Here is a 16219-nt window from a genome sequence, read left to right as displayed (position 1 = left end):
TTACGGAGTCTGGAGGGCGATCACCGCGTTCTGGCCGCCGAAGCCGAAGGAGTGGCTGACGGCCCGTTGTACGGGCACCTCGCGCGGAACCTTGGTGACGCAGTCGATGTCGAACCCGGGCTCGGGGGCGTCCAGGTTCGCGATCGGGGGGACCACTCCGTGCTGGAGCGTGAGGATCGTCAGGCCCGCTTCGATGGCGCCGGCCGCCCCCATGCAGTGGCCCAGCACGCCCTTGGGGGCGGTGACGGGCGGCCGGTGCGGATAGGACCGGCCGATGAGCGCGGCTTCGGTGGCGTCGTTGAGGGGGGTCGACGTCCCGTGCGCGTTGACGTGGTCGACGTCCTCGGCACGCCAGCCCGCGTCGCGCAGCGCGGCCTCGACCGCCGCCCGTGCGACCTCCCCGGACGGATGGGGGCTGGTGGGGTGATGAGCGTCGGTGGTGGCGCCCGCCCCCGCGATCAGCGCCCGGGGGGCGGCTCCTCTCGCACGGGCGTCCTCCTCCCGCTCCAGCACCATGATGGCCGCGCCCTCGCCCATGACGATGCCGGCCCGGTCCGCCGCGAAGGGGCGGCAGAGACGGGCGGGGTCGCCGTCCCGCAGCGCCGCCGCGCCGGAGCGGGCGAAGCCGGTCATGGCGACCGGGAACACGATCGACTCGGTGGCCCCGGCGATGGCGATGTCGCACTGGCGCAGCGTCAGCATGTCCCGGGCCACCGACAGCGCGGTCACTCCGGACGAACAGGCCGTGCACGGGGCCAGGCTGGGGCCGGTGGCCCCCATCCGGATGGCGATCTCGGCGGCGGGCATGTTCGGGATGGTCAGCAGGATGCCCGAGGGCGAGGTGGCCCCGGGGCCCCGCCGCTCCAGGGCAACAGCCTGTTCGGTGAGTCCGGCGGATCCTCCGCTGCTGGTGCCGACGACGACGGCGACCCGGGTGCCGTCCCACTGGGCCGGGTCGAGCCCGGCGTCGGCGACCGCCTCCCGGGCGGCCAGGAGGGCGAACTTGACATACCGGCCCATCCGGAACGCGGTCCGGCCGCCGACCGCGTCGTCGAGGTCGATGCCGGAGACCGTACAGGCGAAGTCGACTTCGCAGCCGAGCAGTTCGGGGACGGTGCGGGCGGGCGACACGCCCGCACAGACTCCGTCCCAGGTGGTGTCGGCGGTATGGCCGACCGGGGTGATCATCCCCAGCCCGGTGACGGCGATGGCGGGTCGCTTCATCGGGTGTTGCTCACCGGCACCGTAGCTTCGGCCGCCGCGCTGCCGACGGCCGCGTCGATGTACGCGGAGATGTCGGTCAGCGTGGCGTCCTTGTACAGCTTCTGCGAGTCCGCGTCGACGCCCAGGGTCTCCTTGATGACGACGGCGAACTCGGCGACCGCGAGGGAGTCCATCTCCAGGCTTTCCATCGTGGACTCCGGCAGGATCTCGGCGGCGGGCACCTTGAACGTCGCGGTCAGCACCTCGGTGATCTTGGGGTGGATGGTCTTCATGGTGGTTCCTCTCATCGGCGTCTCATCGGCTTGGCTTCGTGCTGCGCGGCGGGTGCGTGAACGCGACGGCCCACCGCCCGATGTAACTGGATGACGATCTTCCGGTTACGCCTTCGGGCGAACCGATTCGTCTACGCTCACCTGCGGCTTCTCGAACAATCGGGAGAGCATGGAGGTGGTTCCCCAGTACGCCAGCAGGAGCCCGCGGGTACCGAGCGCCGCCACCTTCTCCCGCAGCGGGCGTCGCCTGCTGCCGCAGACGGGCCGCCGGAACTCCGCCGCACGGCCCCGGATCCCCGGCCCGCGGCCCCGGTGCCAGGGCCCCTCGGGGTCGTCGTAGACGTCCGCGTAACCGGGTCCGGCGATCGGCCAGTCCGACATCAGGCGCTCGGGGAGTGCGAAGGTCTCCACCAGGGCGGGGGTGTGTTCGGCCACGACCGCGACCGCGTCCTCCACCGCGTCGGGCAGAAAGGTGACCTGATCGGCGGTCAGCCGTCCGGACGCGAGCAGGTCGCCGCTGTTGCGGGCGATCCACCGGAGCGCGAAGAGCCTGCGCAGCTCGGACAGTCGTTCGCGCGCCGCACCCTCGGGCAGGGAGGCGACGGCCTCGGCGTACGCTTCGTCCGCCTGCCGGTAGGCGTGCGCCTCGACGCCGCGCAGCGCGGCCGGGGAGGCGGCGTTCCACCGGCCGAGCGGATCGCCGGGCGGGGCGGCGCCCATCCGCTCACGGGCGCGGGCGAACCAGAGGTCCTCCAGCGCCGCGAACAACCGGCCGAGGAAGACGGGGTCGTCCGTGTCGCCGGGGCCGTCCGGGGCCGGTTCCGGGGCGGTGGCGCTGAACAGCATCTCGGCAGCGGCCTTGGCGTGCACGGCGAGGTTGTCACCCTCGGCGGTGATCGCGCCCTCGATGCCGGTGAACAGCTCGGTCATGCCGTTGTTCTCCAAGAGGCCCTGGGCGCCGCACCGTTCGCGGCACTCGACGATGACGGCGCGCGCCTGCCAGGTGATCCATCCCTTGGCGATGGCCACCAGGCGCTCCGCATCGTCCCGGTCGGTCTCCGGCGCCGACTCCCAACGGTCCAGGGCCCTGCGGTGCAGCAGGCTCATCGCGTAGACGGCTGCCATCGCTCCGGCCAGCGGCCCGTGATGGGTGCGGTGCGCGTACACCGGGATCCGTCGCGCGGCGCGTGATCCGGAGATCATCCGGTGACCGGCGTACCGGACGGCGATGGCCAGGGTGACCCGGGCGGAGCCCACCGCGCAGGCGCTCATGGAGAGCTTGCCGGGGGTGACCCGGCCGATGGAGGCCAGGAACCGCCTTCTGCGGTTGGGGACTTCGCTGTGGAAGTGCCCGTGGTCGCCGATCCGCCCCTGCTGTCCGGCGAGCAGCGCGTCGCGCGGCACGAAGCGGCGGTCGAAAGAGGTCAGGCAGTGGTCGACCGGGGAACCCATCCGGGCGGGCAGCCGCCGCACCCGGACGCCGGGCAGGGCGCGATGGGCGTCGGTGAGCGGGACGAGGAAGAGGAAGACCCCGTGGTCGGCACCCTCCACGAGCAGCCGGGCCGCGACCACACCGGACTTGGGGCCGCCGGCGGGGCTGGTGTTGGGCATGAACTTCTGCGCCCCGGCGTGCGGGGTGCGCAGCACGAAGCCGTCGCGTTCACGGTCGTAGGTCGCGGTCGTCTCGATGGCCGCCGCGTCGTTGCCGTGCGCCACCTCCGTACAGAGGAAGGTGCCCACGCGCCGCAGGGCGAGGAAGTCCGACAAATCGCGGAGTGTGCCCGCGTCGTGATCGAGGAGGCTGCCGAGGAAGAGGTTGTAGTGGATGCCGGCCACGGTGGTCAGCGCCGGGTCGACGGGGCCGAGCCACTCGTGCAGGGCGGCCAGTGCCCGGGGGTCGGCGGCCAGTCTCGCGCCGCTGTCGAGCGCGTTGTTGAGGATGCGCAGCCGGTCGTAGGAGAGGGCGAGTCGTTCGTCGGGGGTGCCACCACCAGGACGGCGGAACGGCTCCGTTGTCAGCAGCCGGCGCCAGAACCCGTGCTCCTGGGAGAAGTTCGGCCCGAAGAGAACAGCGGTGAGCAGGTCGTTCGTGGACGGCGGGGCCGCTTCGTTCATCATTACGGTCACAACATGGTAACGATCAGGGAACGGCGAGGACACCCTCGCCGTCCCGAAATGCCCCTGCGGATCAGGCGCGTTGAAAGGCGAGGGCGACATTGTGGCCGCCGAAGCCGAAGGAGTGGCTCAGGGCCGTCTCGACCCGCCGGTGACGGGGCTCCTTGGTCACGCAGTCGAGCGGGAAGGCGTCGGGGAGCGCGTCCAGGTTGGCGATCGGCGGGATCGCTGAACGTTCCAGCGTCAGGACGGTGGCCACCGCCTCGATCGCGCCCGCCGCCGCCAGGGTGTGCCCGACGACACCCTTGGGCGCGGTCACCGGCGGCCGGTGCGGGAAGAGCCGGGAGATGAGGGTGGTCTCCATGGCGTCGTTGAGGGGTGTGGAGGTGCCGTGGGCGTTGATGTGGTCGACGTCGGACGGCGTCCAGCCCGCCTGGTCCAGCGCCGCCCGGACCGCCCGCTGGGCGCCGTACCCGTCGGGGGCCGGGGCGGTGGGGTGGTGGGCGTCCGTGCTGGACCCGGCCCCGGTGAGCAGGGCGCGCGGGCGGCCGCCCCGGGCGCGGGCCCCCGCCTCGCGCTCCAGGACGAGCATGGCGGCGCCCTCGCCGATGACGAAGCCGTCCCGGTCGGCGGCGAACGGGCGGGACGCGCCCGCCGGGTCGCCGGTGCGGGTGGAGAGCGCGCCCATCCGGGCGAAGGCGGTGACCACCAGCGGGGTCAGCACCGACTCCGCGCCGCCCGCCACCACCACATCGCAACTGCCACCGAGCAGCAGGTCACGGGCGACGGCGACGGCGGTGGCCCCGGAGGCGCAGGCGGTGGCGGGAGCAAGACTCGGGCCGCCCGCCTTCAGCGCGATGGCGACCTCGCCCGCCGCCGCGTTGGGGATCATCATCGGGACGAGCAGCGGGGAGACCGCCTCGGGGCCCGAGGCCGCCAGCTTGGCCGCGTTGTCCACCAGGACGGAGACGCCGCCGACACCCACGCCGAGCACCACCCCGACCCGGCTGCCGTCCCACCGTGCCGGGTCGAGACCGGCGTCGGCGACAGCCTGCCGGGCGGCCACCAGCGCCAGCTTCACGAAGCGGGCCATCCGCCACACCGACCGGCCGCCCACCGCCGCGTCCAGGTCGATGCCGTCGACCGGACAGGCGAAGTCGACCGGCAGACCGGCCAGTTCCTCGCACCGTCGGGCGGTGGAGTGCCCGGAGCACAGCCTCTCCCAGAAGCTGTGCTCGTCCGCCCCTGCGGGTGTCACCAGGCCGACCCCCGTCACCGCGATGGCGGTGCCGGCTCCGGCCTCGGTGCCCTGATCAGCGGGGAGCGACATGCTGTGTTCCTTCCGTAGAATCCGTGGAAATGGTCTCCGGGGTCCCCGGCCAGCGAAGTGCCGCCGAACCCCAGGTCAGTCCGCCCCCGAAGGCGGTGAGCAGCACCCGGTCGCCGGAGCGGAGGCGGCCTCGTCCCGCCGCGTCGGCCAGGGCCAGCGGGATGGAGGCGGCGCCCGTGTTGCCGACCCGCTCCAGATGGGTGACACAGCGCTGCGGCGCGATGCCGACCCGCTCCGCGACGGCGTGCAGGATCCGGGCGTTGGCCTGGTGCGGCACGAAACGGTCGACCTCGGCCGGGTCCCAGCCGACCCGGCCCAGGAGCGTCCGGCAGGAGCCGGTCATCCGCTCGACGGCGTGCTGGTAGACGGTGCCGCCCTGCATGCGGAAGAACCCGTCGTCCGGGGCCGGCGGCTTTCCGCTCGCCCGTGCGCGCCCCCCGCCGCCGGGGACGGTGATCAGGTCGTAGCCCGTGCCGTCGCTGCCCAGGTCGAACGCGAGCAGTTCACCGGGATCGCCCGGGCGCCCGGCCGCCACCAGGGCGGCGCCCGCCCCGTCGCCGAAGACGACGCCCGCCGAGCGGTCGGCCGGGTCGAGCCAGGTCGAGTAGACGTCGGCACCGACCAGCAGGACCCGCCCGTAGAGGCCCGAGGCGACCAGTCCGTGGCAGACGGCGAGTCCGTAGACGAAGCCGCTGCACACGGCGGCGATGTCCAGGGCCGGTACGGTGCCGAGCCCGAGCCGGGCCGCCAGCATCGGGGCGGTGCCCGGACAGAGGTGGTCGGGGGTGGCGGTGGCGAGGACCACCGCGTCCACCTCGCCCGCCGCCGGGGCGCGGGCCAGCAGCCGGGAGGCCGCCTCGTAGGCGAGGTCCCCGGTGGCGACGCCCGGTCCGGCGCGGTGCCGGCTGCCGATGCCGGTGCGGCGGCGGACCCAGGCGTCGTCGACGTCCCAGTCCGCGGGGAGCCGGTCGTTGCCGACCGGCTCCCCCGGCACCCATCCCGCCACGCTCTCCAGCACCGCCGCGCGCGTCCCGGCCCCTAAGGCGCCCGCCCGCGTCCCCGGCTCCGTACCGCTGTCGGCCGTCCGTCTCCTCGCCACCCGTTGCCCCGATCCCGTTGTCGTACTGCATCCGGTTGACGAACGGCGGAACGTCTCACGAGGATGCGTTCGACTGCGCCGAACGGGTCATGACGTGGCGTCAGTTGTGTGCGAGCGCCTCGCGGAGCTCGTCCGCGCCGGGCGGATCGGCCCCGGCCCGGGAGACGGTCACGGCGGCCGAGGCGACCGCGTGACGCAGGACATCGGTGACGGCCTCCCGGTCGACGGCGTACAGCCGGTCACGGACGCCGGGGCCGAGGAGGCCGTGTGCGGCGAGGGCATGGAGCGTCCCCGACATGAACGCGTCGCCCGCGCCGACGGTGTCGACGACATCGACCGGCAGCGCTTCGGCGACGACCCGGCCGCCGGAGAACAGGGCGAACGCGCCCACCCCGCCCCGGGTGACGAGGACGAGTGCGGGGCCGGCGGCGAGCCACCGCTCGGCCACCCGCTCCGGCCGCTCGTCCGGGTACAGCCACCGCAGGTCCTCGTCGCTGGCCTTCACCACGTCGCTCAGCGCGACGCAGCGCTCGACGCGGGCCACGGCCCCGGTGCGCTCGCCCATCAACTCGGGCCGCACATTGGGGTCGTAGCTCACGGTGGCACCGGCCCGCAGCGACTCCACGGCGGCCAGGACCGTGGTGGCCCCGGGCTCGACGACGGCCGCGATCGATCCGGTGTGCACATGTCGCGGCACCCGGTCGAGCACCACCGGGCCCAGGGTCCAGCCCACCTCGAAGGCGTACGTGCCGTGCCCGTGGTCATCGAGGGTGACGGCGGCCGACGGGGTGGGGCCGGTGGCGTCGTCGGTAAGGACCTCGACCCCGGCGGCGGCCAGATGGTCCCGGATGAGCCGCCCATGGGCGTCCGGTCCCAGCTGGGTGAGGAGGGTGGTGTCGTGGCCGAGCCGGGCCAGGCCGTACGCGACGTTCGCGGGGCTGCCGCCCGGGTGGACCCGGTCGGCCCCGTCCGGCAGCCGGACGATGTCGGCGACGCATTCGCCGATGACCAGCGGATCACATCGGTCGGGCATGGAGGGACTCCTGGGATGCCGTGTCGGGAAGTCGTTCAGTGGTACCGGGGGTCGTCGGGGCGGTAGCTCGCTCTGCTGTGGGCACGTTCTCCCTGGGGCCCGAGGATGCCGAGGAACTCCACCGAGCCGCCGTCCGCGTGGCCGAACCAGTGCGGGAGGTGGGTGTCGAACTCGGCGGCCGCACCCGGGGATCGAGGTCGTCCGGAGCGCCGATCAGCTCGTCACCGGAACCCGCAGGCCCTGGCCGGCGGCGGCAGGAGATCGAGACCGGGTTCGCGCTGACCCGACTCCGGCCGCGACAGCATGCTGACCGGAATTCCGGTGGTCTGCGACAGAGCGGTCGGGGTGACGCCACGCCGACGGCGCAGGGCGCGCGGCCGGCACCACTTCGACATCATCACTCATATCCGCACTGTGCCCACGTTCTGCGAATTTCGCAAAGAACGTTGCCCGAACGCCGAAGCGGGCGCACGTTGGCCCCTCCGGTACGCAGCACTCCCACGATGCCGTCCTCAAAGGCGCGACGCCTGCCCTGAGGTCCGGCCGCCGGTCAGCCCCCGGCAGTGACGGGGCGGGACGGGACACGTGCGGGGGCGGCCCGGCGGAGCCAGAGGAGGGCTCCGGCCAGCACGGCCGTGGCGGCCAGCAGCCAGGGCAGCGGGCCCGCCGGCAGGGTGCCGGCGGCCAGTCCGGCACCGGCGGCGACCAGTTGCAGGGAGAGCGACTGGACGGAGAGGGCGGTGGCGCGCCCCGACGCGTCGACCCGGCGGTGCAGCAGGTCGCTCTCGTTGGGGCCCGCGGCTCCGAGGCCCAGGTACACCAGCCCGTAACCGGTGACGGCGCCCGCCGTGGCGAGGGGGCTCACCGAGTGCGTGGTGAGACCGAGCAGGGTCAGCCCCAGCGTCATCGCCCCGAGGCTCACGAGCACCGCACGCTCACTGCCGCCGGCGAACCGGGCGACGAGCGGCGCGAGTTGACTGCCGACGGCGGAGCAGAGGAATCCGGCGCAGGCCAGCCCCGCGAAGACCAGGGCCCCGGATTCGGCCGTCCCCATGAGGGCGGCGACCCGGCCCGGGGTGAGCAGTTCGACGGCCGCGAGCGCGGCCCCGGCGGCGCTCGCGGTCAGCAGGATGCGCCGGATCAGGGCGTCCCGGGCGCCGAGCCGAAGCCCGGCGGCGATGGCGGCGGGCACTCCGCCCACGACCCCTCCTACACCCGTCCGGGACCGGGGCGGTTCGGTCAGGGCGCTCAGCACGTAGAGCACGAAGACGACCTCGAGCAGCGCGCCGAGCAGGGCGGGCACGGAGAGCGGGATCACGAGTCCGCCGGTCGCATCGGCCAGCCATTCCCCCACTCCGGGACGGAGCCCGAGCAGCCAGGGCAGCCCGCCGCCGAGCAGGGTGCCGAGCGCGAGGGCGGCCGAGGTGGCGGAGCTGCCGCGCGCCAGGCCCGTACGCAGATCGGCCTCGGGTCCCGCGTGGGCGTGGACGGTGTCGACGTACCAGGCCTCGGCGGGCCCGCTGGACAAGGCGCGGGCGCAGCCCATCAACCCCATGCCGAGTGCGATGGCCCAGCCCGCCGCGCCCAAGCCGATGAGGGTGAAGGCGGTGAGGTTGAGCAGTCCGGCGATGGCCAGGACGGGGCGCCGCCCGATGACGTCGGACAGCCCACCGGTGGGCAGTTCCATCGCGGCGGCCGTGAGCGAGTGCACGGCGTAGAAGCCGGCGACAGCGGCGAGGCCCATGCCCCGTTCGGTGAAGAGGAGCACTCCCGTCGCGACGGACATGCTGATGGGGAGCCAGAAGAGGAACGAGGCCGTGACGAACCGGCGGCGCGCGGTCGCCTCGTCCGGGCCGTTCCCCGGGGCGGTGGGGGCGGCGACCGGCCCGCCGCTCATGAGGCGTCTTCGTCATCTGCGGCGTCCGGGGCTCCGGAGCCCGTCGCATCGGGTCCGGCGGAGGCGTCCGCAGGATCCTGACCGGCCACCGGGGCCGGGGCCAGCGGCAGTCCGGCGGTGAACAGGACGACCTGCGCGGCACGGGGGTTCCCGGCGTCACGGGCGGTCAGCTCGTCGGTCTTCGCCCGGAGCACCTCCCACAGTTCGGCGAGGGACTCCGGGGTCAGTCGGGAGATCCGGTCGTCGAAGGTCGACGGCTCCTGCCATTCCCGTCCCAGCCGGCCGCTCTCCAGGTCCGCCTCGTGACGGTCCAGGGACCGCTGGAGATGCTCAACCTGGCGGCGGCGCAGAACGCTGAGGATCGTGCTGCCGCCAGGGCTGCGGTGCATCGCCTCGTTGCTCACCGAGGTGATGTCGTGCACGGACTTCCAGCGCCTTTCCCGGCTGTCGCGGTGGGCGGCCTCGGTGACGAACGCGTAGGTGGCGAGCACCCTCAGGTGGTAGCTGGTGGAGGCCGAGGACTCCCCCGTCCTGACCGCGAGCTCGCTGGCGGTGGCCGGGCCGTGCTGTCGCAGCAGTCCGAGCAGGGTGAGGCGCAGAGGGTGGGTGAGGGCCTTCAGGGCGGCCCCGTCCTGTCCCGGATCGAGTACGCGATGGCCGTCTTCGCTGTCCATGACCGCAGCGTAGAACGAAAGGGAACTTTCCCAAAGTATTTTTGCAGAATATTTTCTGGAAAGCTGGCGGGCCCGGAGCGACGACCGTCAGAACCGGGCCCGAGCCGTGCGCCGCGGAGCAGGAACTCCGCCTCGTCGCACTTCCCGCGCATCGCGCGCAACCGGTCTTCGAACAGCGCGGCCGCGTCCCCGCCCCGTAGCCGTCACCCGGTCACAGGGCTCGGGCTCAGCTCGCCCGCGCGGCCTCCAGGGCGTCCGCGACCAGGCCCAGGAACCGGGCGTGGTCGCGGGGCCCGTAGAGGGGTTCGGGGTTCCACGGAACGACGGGCGTCGGCACACCCCCGCTCCCCCGCAGCTGCTCCAACGGGGCCGCGTGGGCACGGATGTCGGTCAGGATCACCTCGGGGCGCAGCGCGAAGGTGTCGGAGCGGTCGAGCGTGGACCAGTTGGCCCCCGGACCTTCGGCCGGCTCCACGACCTGGACGCCCAGTTCGGTGAGTACGCGCAGCTCGGGCCACATCTTCGGGCGCGCGACATGCGCCTGGTCCGGGCCGGCCGGGGAGAGGGCGAGCACCCGGGGCGCGTCGGCGGACGTGGCGGCGACCGCGGAGCGCAGCCGCTCCCGGGCGGCGTCCAGGTCCCGGTCGGCGCCCGGCCGGGCCGTGGCGCCGAGCGAGCGGGCCAGTTCGGCGAACCGGTCGCCGATCTCACCGAACGTACGGGCCTGGCTGACGTCGAGGACGACCACCGGGACCCGCTCCTCCAGGGGCTTGGCCGTCTCGGGGGGCAGCCCGTAGACATGACCGCCGCCGTAGCTGACGGCCACCACGAGGTCCGCTCCGGTGCTCAGCAGCCGTTCGACGTCCAGGGCCGTGCCCGCACCGACGTAAGCGACCTCGCCCAGCGGCAGGGTCCCGGTCTTCGCCGTGTCGGGGTCCGGTCCGTCATGGTCGGAGCCGAAGATTCCCACCGGCCGGATTCCGAGGTCCCACAGCGTGGCACCGGCCTGGACATAGGCCAGCACCCGCCCGGGCGGCCGGGGTGCCGTCGACCGCTGACCCCGGTCGTCGGAAAACCGCCATTCGCTCTGCTCCGTCACGTCACACACGCCCCTCTGCCGACTGCCGTTCCATTCGTGCGAGTTCGTACACGTGTACCTGCCCACCTCCTCGCCGCCACACCCCTCCGGCCAGGGAACAAACGGCCGTCAACCGGTTTCGGGCACGATGGGCGGCCCGCATCACGGAGTGTTAGAAATGAGGGACCCTCAGTCATCGGGCGGCGCACTCGGCCGGCCCATTTCCGGACGGAGTCAACTCCCCATGCGTGCGACCCTTTTGAAGGCAGCCCTGACCGTCGGCGTCGGCGCATCGCTCTGTGCGGCCTCGGTGGACGCCCCGGCCACGGCCACGGCCGGGGCACGCCCGGCGGCGGAGGCGACGAGAACTGCTCAGTGCCCGGTGGTCGATGTGCTGGCCGTCTACACACCGAAGGCCGCGAAGCGGATCGGCGGCGAGCACCGGGTGCCCTCATCGGCCCAGCGGATCGCGACGCGGATGAACCGGTCCCTGGCGGCGGGCGGGCTCTGCGGCGCCATCCGGGTCGTCCACCCGTACACGGCGACCGATTACGAGGGCCCGGAGGAGTTCCGCGCCGCGCACACCACGCTCAAGGACCATGCCTCGGCGGGACTCGGACGCCAGGTGCACGAGCAGCGGGCGCGATACGGCGCCGATCTGGTCACGCTCGTCGTGGACCGGCAGGAGCGGGGCGGCGGCACAGCGGACTACACGCCCGCGCTCGACAGTTCCTCGGACGAGTACGCCTACGCGGTCGTCGAGGTCGACGGCATCGGCCTGGATTCGGCGAGCCACGAGATCGGCCACAATCTGGGCCTCGCTCACGACCGCACGACGCTGGAGGGCGACACGGACGGTTCGATGAGCGTGAGCCACAACCGTCCGTACAACACCGGCTGGATCACCGAGGACGGCAACCACTACACGATCATGGCGTACCGCTCCGCGTGCGGGGACCACTGTCGGCGGATCAGCCGGTTCTCCAGCGCGACGGAGACGTGGAAGGGGCACCGGCTGGGCGACACGGACAACGATGGCGTACGGGCGCTGCGCGAGACCATGCCGATCGTCGCCGGATACCGCCACAAGCGCTGACCCGGCTGTCCTTCGAGGCGACCCGGTCCGGCTCATTGCGCGGCCATGACGGACTCGCCCGCGGCCCTTCCTCCGGACTCGCCCTCCACCATGACGTGCGCGGCCGTGCCGGTCTCCCGCTCGGCGCCGCGCCGCTCCAGCTCGACGTTGAACTGCGCACCGGCCAGCAACGAGAGGTTGGCGAACCAGACCCAGATAAGGAAGACGACGAGCCCGGCGAGCGATCCGTACAGTCTGCTGTAGCCGCCGATCCGGGTCGCGTACAGCGCGAATCCCGCCGAGGCCGCCAGCCACAGGAAGGCGGCCAGGACCCCACCGGGCAGTCCTCTGCGGATGCCGCGCGCGGAGCGCGGGCCGGTGCGGAAGAGCACCAGGATCAGGCAGGCGACGAGGCAGAGCAGCACCGGCCACTTCAGGGCCGACCACAAGGTCTCGCCCGCGTGCGGCAGACCCAGGCGGTGGCCCAGCCAGCGGGCCAGCGGTCCGGTCATGACCAGGGCGAAGGCGCTGGTCATCAGCAGGACGAGCAGTCCGATCGCCGAGGCGACGATGAGGTGGGCCTTACGCAGCGCCGGGCGGGTGTCCCGCACCTGGTGCATGGCGTGCATCGCCCGCCGGAACACCGCCAGGTAGCTGCACGCCGACCACACGGCGCTCACGCTGCCGGTCGCCACGAGCACCCAGACGGCGGTGCGCTCCTCGGTCGCCGCCTCCAGCGGACGGCGCAGCGCCTCGCCGGACTCGGCCGGGGCGAACGCGGTGATGTCGGCGATCAGGGCGCTGGTCGCGTCGGGGTTGGCCAGCCCGATCACGGAGACGGTGACCAGGAGCGCCGGAAGCAGGGTGAGGATGGCGTAGTACGTCAGGGCGGCGGCCCAGTCGGTGACGTCGTCGTTCCACAGCGAGACCGGTGTGCGACGCAGGGCGGCGACCCAGCGGCGGGGCGGGGCGGTGCGTCCGGCGGCGGGGGTGGTGCTCTCCGCGGTGGACGCGGTCTGGGTGGGCAAGCTGGTACTCCGGGGACGTGGGCGGACGCGGCGGACGGCGTGACCTGTCCGTTTCCGGACCCGCCGACTCCGCCCGATCCTCTCCTGCCACGTCGCGGCCGAAGCACACCCCCTCCCCGGCCGGTCCCGCACGCCCCGGCCGGCCTTTCGTCGGCGGGGGCGGTCAGCCGGCGGCGGCAGTCAGTCATCGGCGGGCGGCGATCAGTCGTTGACTGCCGTGAGGAGGACCACGGCGTCCTGGAGCGCCAGCAGCCCGTGCCGTTCCTGTGGGATCGGGTGCAGGGTCCCGGACGGCAGCTCGGCATCCCCGGAGGCGGCGGTGAGACGGACGCTGCCACGCAGGACGAGGAGCGAGGCGGCGGGCGGCGCGTTGTGCTCGTCGAGCGCTGTCCCCTCGGTGAGGGCGATCACCGTTTGCCGCAAAGGAGGCTGTTGGAGGAGGAGGTGGGCGCTGCGGCCGTGCGCGGAGGCGCGGGCGGCGGCCAGGTGTTCCTCGGCAAGTACGTTGAGGTCGTCCATGTGCCCACTGTGCCGCAGCCGAGACAGCGCCGCGATCCGCGGGATCAGCGGGGCGCCCTCGCGCTGGAGCCCCGTACCACCGGCTCCGGCTCGAACAGCAGCTCGTCCGAGGAGGGACCGATCCGCCCTGGATGCCCGAGCAGAGCAGTTCGACGGCGGCCCGGCCCATGGCCTCGATGGCTGGTGGATCGTGGTGGGCGGGGGTTCCCTCCCAGGAGACCTGTTACTGGAGCAGGAGGTCCACGTGGTCCGCTTCGGAGGCTCCACCCTTGGTCCGGGTGCGCAGCACGGGGTGAGACGTCCTGGGCGTTGTCGCTGAGCTTCAGGCCGTTGAAGGTCGCCCACCGGTCCGGCAACAGCCGGGCGGCGGGGCCGAGGAGCGGATTCCGTCACGCGGCCACCACTCCCCCGCCCCGCTGACGAGCCGTCGGTCCGCCCGTCCGACGGCTCGTCAGAGGCCGCCGGTGTACAGCAGCAGATCGGGCGAGCCCTGGCCGAGACCGGAGAGCACATCCGGGGTGGCCGTGTCCGTCAGCCACCGCGAGACGGCGGCGGGAGAGGCCGAGGGGTTCTCCTCCTTGTAGAGCGCGGCGACACCCGCGACGTGCGGGCTGGCCATGGAGGTACCGTTCAGCGAGACGGTACCGCCACCGAGGCGGGCGGAGACGATGTCGGCGCCGGGGGCGTACAGCGAGAGGCACGTGCCCCAGTTACTGAAGGAGGTCTCCCGGTCCTGCCGGTCGCTCGCCCCGACAGTGAACACACCGTCCGCGGCGGCCGGGGAGACGTCACAGGCATTCCGGTTGTCGTTGCCCGCGGCCACGACAGGCAGCACACCCGCGTCGGCGACCGCCTCGACCGCCGCGTCGACCGCCGTGGAACGGTCGCCGCCGAGCGAGGCGTTCAGCACGGCGGGGACACCGCTGCGCTCGGCGTCCTTGGCGACCCAGTCGAACCCGGCGAGGATGCCGGCCCAGGTGCCCCGGCCCTCACAGTTCAGGACGCGTACGTTGACCAGCGAGGCGCCTTCGGCCACACCGGACGTCGCGCCGCCGACCGTGCCCGCCACGTGCGTACCGTGCCCGTTGCAGTCCATGCCCCCGCGGCCGTCCCCGACGGCGTCGTACCCGCTCGCGACCCGGCCGCCGAATTCACTGTGCGCGGCGTCGATCCCGGTGTCGACGACGTACGCCTTCACTCCCTTGCCGGTGGCCGTGGTGGTGAAGGTGTCGTCCAGCGGCAGGGTGCGCTGGTCGACGCGGTCGGTGCCCCAGTCGGCCGCGCGGGCCCGAAGCAGGTTCGCCGCGGTGGGCGCGGGGACGGCCACCTCGGCGTTCTCCTCGACGGCGAGGACGCCGGGAACGGCCCGTACCGCTTGCAGTTCGGTGGCGGTGAGCTTGGCCGCGAAGCCGTGCAGCGCGCTTCTGTACGTGAACAATGGGCTGAGCCCGAACTCCCGCAGGAAGGTGTCCGGCGAGAGTTCGGGCTCCAGGGTGACGATGTACTGCCCGGGTACGGCCCGGGTGGACTGCTCCACCAGAACCCCCTCCGGTCCGCTGTCGGCGGAGGCCGTGACGGGTGCGCCGGTCAGCGGTGCGATCAGCAGCAGGGCGGCCGTGGCCCATCGGGCGGGCAGGCGCATGCATTCTCCTCGGGGTGGGGATCCAGTCACGGAGTGAGTGCGTCCGCGCATCGCGAACACCCGTTCCTTCGTCCCCGCCCGTCGGTCGCCTTAGCCGGTTCAGCCGGACAGCGCAACGCCCGCGGTCAGCTCCAGCTCGTCGAGGTCGTGTCCGACGTCTGCCCGGAGGTCGTCCTTCGCCCAGCTGCCCACGGCCACCTCGGCGGTGATGCCGGGCCCGAAGCCGGCGATGAGCCCCTGCGCGGACTCGGCGGCTCCGCCGTCGTCGAAGAGCCGCGCCAGTGCGTCGAAGACGACGGAGCTGGCGATGTTGCCGCGTTCGGTGAGGGTGGCCCGGCTGTAGCGGAACATCTCCGGCGGCAGCCGCAGGAAATGGCAGAGGTCGTCCAGGATGCGCGGCCCGCCCGCGTGGACGATGAAGAAGTCCATGTTCGGGACGGACCAGCCGTGCAGGTCGATCAGGTCCAGGAGCACCGGGGCGAGCATCTCCATGGTGCCCGGGACCCGCTTGTCCAGCTGGAAGTGGAACCCGGTGTCGCGGACAGCGTAGGAGATCCAGTCCTCGGTGTCGGGCACCAGGTGGGAGCCGTTGCGCTCCAGGCGCATGCCGGTGCCGCCCTGTCCCCGCACGACGGCCGCGGAGACGGCGTCGCCGAAGAGCCCGTTGGAGAGCAGCGAGCCGACCCCGATGTCGGTGGGCTGGTAGCACAGCGAGCAGAACTCGCAGGACACGATGAGGACGTTGGAGTCGGGATAGGCCAGGCAGAAGTCGTGCGCGCGGTTGATCGCCGCGCCGCCCGCCGCGCAGCCGAGCTGGGCGATGGGCAGTTGGCGGGTCTCGGATCTGAAGCCCATGCTGTTGATGATCCACGCGGTCAGCGAGGGCATCATGAAGCCCGTGCAGGAGACGTAGACGATCAGATCGATCTCGGACGGATCGGTCTCGGCGTTGGCGAGCGCCTGCCGGACCACTTCGGGGACCCGGGTCTTGGCCTCGGCCTCGTACACCCGGTTGCGCACCTCGAATCCGGGGTGCGCGAGGGTCTGCTCGATGGGCTGCACGAGGTGCCGGGTCTGGACGCCGGTGTTCTGGATGAGCCTCAGGACGAGGTCGCGCTGCGGGTGTCCGGCGTGGGTCTCCCGGGCCAGGTCCAGGGTCTGCTGCATCGTGATGACGTGCTCGGGCACAGCGATGGCCGGTCGGCACAGGGTCGCCATGGGTTCTCCTCGTTC

The 16219-nt window shown here is 72.9% G+C and carries 13 protein-coding genes and 3 pseudogenes; 1 reads left to right on the top strand and 15 read right to left on the bottom strand.

Annotated elements, in window-relative coordinates:
* From ACZ60Q_RS21680 to ACZ60Q_RS21635, 10 genes and pseudogenes are all read right to left on the bottom strand, one after another.
* Window positions 1–1224 carry a beta-ketoacyl-[acyl-carrier-protein] synthase family protein gene (locus tag ACZ60Q_RS21680; RefSeq protein ID WP_469636933.1) on the bottom strand — a complete coding sequence of 408 codons (1224 nt, stop codon included), beginning with the start codon at window positions 1222–1224 and terminating at the stop codon, window positions 1–3.
* A complete protein-coding gene (locus tag ACZ60Q_RS21675) occupies window positions 1221–1496 on the bottom strand; it encodes an acyl carrier protein (protein ID WP_469636930.1) in 276 nt (91 codons plus the stop codon). The genes ACZ60Q_RS21680 and ACZ60Q_RS21675 overlap by 4 nt, the downstream gene beginning before the upstream one ends.
* 105 nt (window positions 1497–1601) lie before the next feature.
* Window positions 1602–3611: an acyl-CoA dehydrogenase family protein gene (locus ACZ60Q_RS21670; protein ID WP_469637575.1), complete on the bottom strand. Its 2010-nt coding sequence runs from the start codon at window positions 3609–3611 to the stop codon at window positions 1602–1604.
* 73 nt (window positions 3612–3684) lie between these two features.
* Window positions 3685–4941, bottom strand: a complete 1257-nt coding sequence (locus ACZ60Q_RS21665; RefSeq protein WP_469636927.1) for a beta-ketoacyl-[acyl-carrier-protein] synthase family protein — start codon at window positions 4939–4941, stop codon at window positions 3685–3687.
* Window positions 4925–5959 carry a beta-ketoacyl-ACP synthase 3 gene (locus ACZ60Q_RS21660; RefSeq protein WP_469636924.1) on the bottom strand — a complete coding sequence of 345 codons (1035 nt, stop codon included), beginning with the start codon at window positions 5957–5959 and terminating at the stop codon, window positions 4925–4927. Before ACZ60Q_RS21660 ends, ACZ60Q_RS21665 begins: the two co-directional genes overlap by 17 nt.
* A gap of 181 nt (window positions 5960–6140) precedes the next feature.
* Window positions 6141–7073 (bottom strand): carbohydrate kinase family protein, encoded by a 933-nt coding sequence (locus ACZ60Q_RS21655; RefSeq protein ID WP_469636921.1) that lies wholly within the window; start codon window positions 7071–7073, stop codon window positions 6141–6143.
* Between the two features lie 35 nt (window positions 7074–7108).
* Window positions 7109–7471 (bottom strand): annotated as a pseudogene (locus ACZ60Q_RS21650) (hypothetical protein).
* Between the two features lie 152 nt (window positions 7472–7623).
* Window positions 7624–8970 (bottom strand): MFS transporter, encoded by a 1347-nt coding sequence (locus ACZ60Q_RS21645; protein WP_469636919.1) that lies wholly within the window; start codon window positions 8968–8970, stop codon window positions 7624–7626.
* On the bottom strand, window positions 8967–9644 hold the full coding sequence (locus ACZ60Q_RS21640) for a helix-turn-helix domain-containing protein (RefSeq protein ID WP_469636916.1): 678 nt from the start codon (window positions 9642–9644) through the stop codon (window positions 8967–8969). Before ACZ60Q_RS21640 ends, ACZ60Q_RS21645 begins: the two co-directional genes overlap by 4 nt.
* Window positions 9645–9870: 226 nt before the next feature.
* Window positions 9871–10743 carry a substrate-binding domain-containing protein gene (locus ACZ60Q_RS21635; RefSeq protein WP_469636913.1) on the bottom strand — a complete coding sequence of 291 codons (873 nt, stop codon included), beginning with the start codon at window positions 10741–10743 and terminating at the stop codon, window positions 9871–9873.
* Between the two features lie 223 nt (window positions 10744–10966).
* On the opposite strand from ACZ60Q_RS21635, the gene ACZ60Q_RS21630 reads away from it, so the two are divergent.
* The gene (locus ACZ60Q_RS21630; RefSeq protein WP_469636910.1) at window positions 10967–11818 is read left to right on the top strand and encodes a M12 family metallo-peptidase; all 852 of its coding nucleotides are present in this window, start codon (window positions 10967–10969) and stop codon (window positions 11816–11818) included.
* 32 nt (window positions 11819–11850) lie between these two features.
* Here ACZ60Q_RS21630 and ACZ60Q_RS21625 read toward each other — a convergent pair whose 3' ends face one another.
* From ACZ60Q_RS21625 to ACZ60Q_RS21605, 5 genes and pseudogenes are all read right to left on the bottom strand, one after another.
* On the bottom strand, window positions 11851–12825 hold the full coding sequence (locus ACZ60Q_RS21625) for a YihY/virulence factor BrkB family protein (RefSeq protein WP_469636907.1): 975 nt from the start codon (window positions 12823–12825) through the stop codon (window positions 11851–11853).
* Between the two features lie 201 nt (window positions 12826–13026).
* Window positions 13027–13344: a cupin domain-containing protein gene (locus tag ACZ60Q_RS21620; protein WP_469636904.1), complete on the bottom strand. Its 318-nt coding sequence runs from the start codon at window positions 13342–13344 to the stop codon at window positions 13027–13029.
* Window positions 13345–13388: 44 nt separating this feature from the next.
* Window positions 13389–13551 (bottom strand): annotated as a pseudogene (locus ACZ60Q_RS21615) (substrate-binding domain-containing protein); the annotation flags it as partial.
* 244 nt (window positions 13552–13795) lie between these two features.
* Window positions 13796–14986 (bottom strand): S8 family peptidase, encoded by a 1191-nt coding sequence (locus tag ACZ60Q_RS21610; protein ID WP_469636901.1) that lies wholly within the window; start codon window positions 14984–14986, stop codon window positions 13796–13798.
* 99 nt (window positions 14987–15085) lie between these two features.
* Window positions 15086–16216: pseudogene (locus tag ACZ60Q_RS21605) on the bottom strand (type III polyketide synthase); the annotation flags it as partial.
* Window positions 16217–16219 lie beyond the last annotated feature (3 nt).

The sequence above is a fragment of the Streptomyces sp. NPDC104313 genome, from assembly GCF_055583985.1.
Note: the sequence above shows the minus strand (reverse complement) of the source record. Positions and strands in the feature narration are given on the sequence as shown.

Excerpts from the sequence above, each read along its gene's own strand:
- ACZ60Q_RS21680 (WP_469636933.1), bottom strand. The coding sequence starts at position 1,224 with ATGAAGCGACCCGCCATCGCCGTCACCGGGCTGGGGATGATCACCCCG.
- ACZ60Q_RS21675 (WP_469636930.1), bottom strand. The coding sequence starts at position 1,496 with ATGAAGACCATCCACCCCAAGATCACCGAGGTGCTGACCGCGACGTTC.
- ACZ60Q_RS21670 (WP_469637575.1), bottom strand. The coding sequence starts at position 3,611 with ATGAACGAAGCGGCCCCGCCGTCCACGAACGACCTGCTCACCGCTGTT.
- ACZ60Q_RS21665 (WP_469636927.1), bottom strand. The coding sequence starts at position 4,941 with ATGTCGCTCCCCGCTGATCAGGGCACCGAGGCCGGAGCCGGCACCGCC.
- ACZ60Q_RS21655 (WP_469636921.1), bottom strand. The coding sequence starts at position 7,073 with ATGCCCGACCGATGTGATCCGCTGGTCATCGGCGAATGCGTCGCCGAC.
- ACZ60Q_RS21645 (WP_469636919.1), bottom strand. The coding sequence starts at position 8,970 with ATGAGCGGCGGGCCGGTCGCCGCCCCCACCGCCCCGGGGAACGGCCCG.
- ACZ60Q_RS21640 (WP_469636916.1), bottom strand. The coding sequence starts at position 9,644 with ATGGACAGCGAAGACGGCCATCGCGTACTCGATCCGGGACAGGACGGG.
- ACZ60Q_RS21630 (WP_469636910.1), top strand. The coding sequence starts at position 10,967 with ATGCGTGCGACCCTTTTGAAGGCAGCCCTGACCGTCGGCGTCGGCGCA.
- ACZ60Q_RS21620 (WP_469636904.1), bottom strand. The coding sequence starts at position 13,344 with ATGGACGACCTCAACGTACTTGCCGAGGAACACCTGGCCGCCGCCCGC.
- ACZ60Q_RS21610 (WP_469636901.1), bottom strand. The coding sequence starts at position 14,986 with ATGCGCCTGCCCGCCCGATGGGCCACGGCCGCCCTGCTGCTGATCGCA.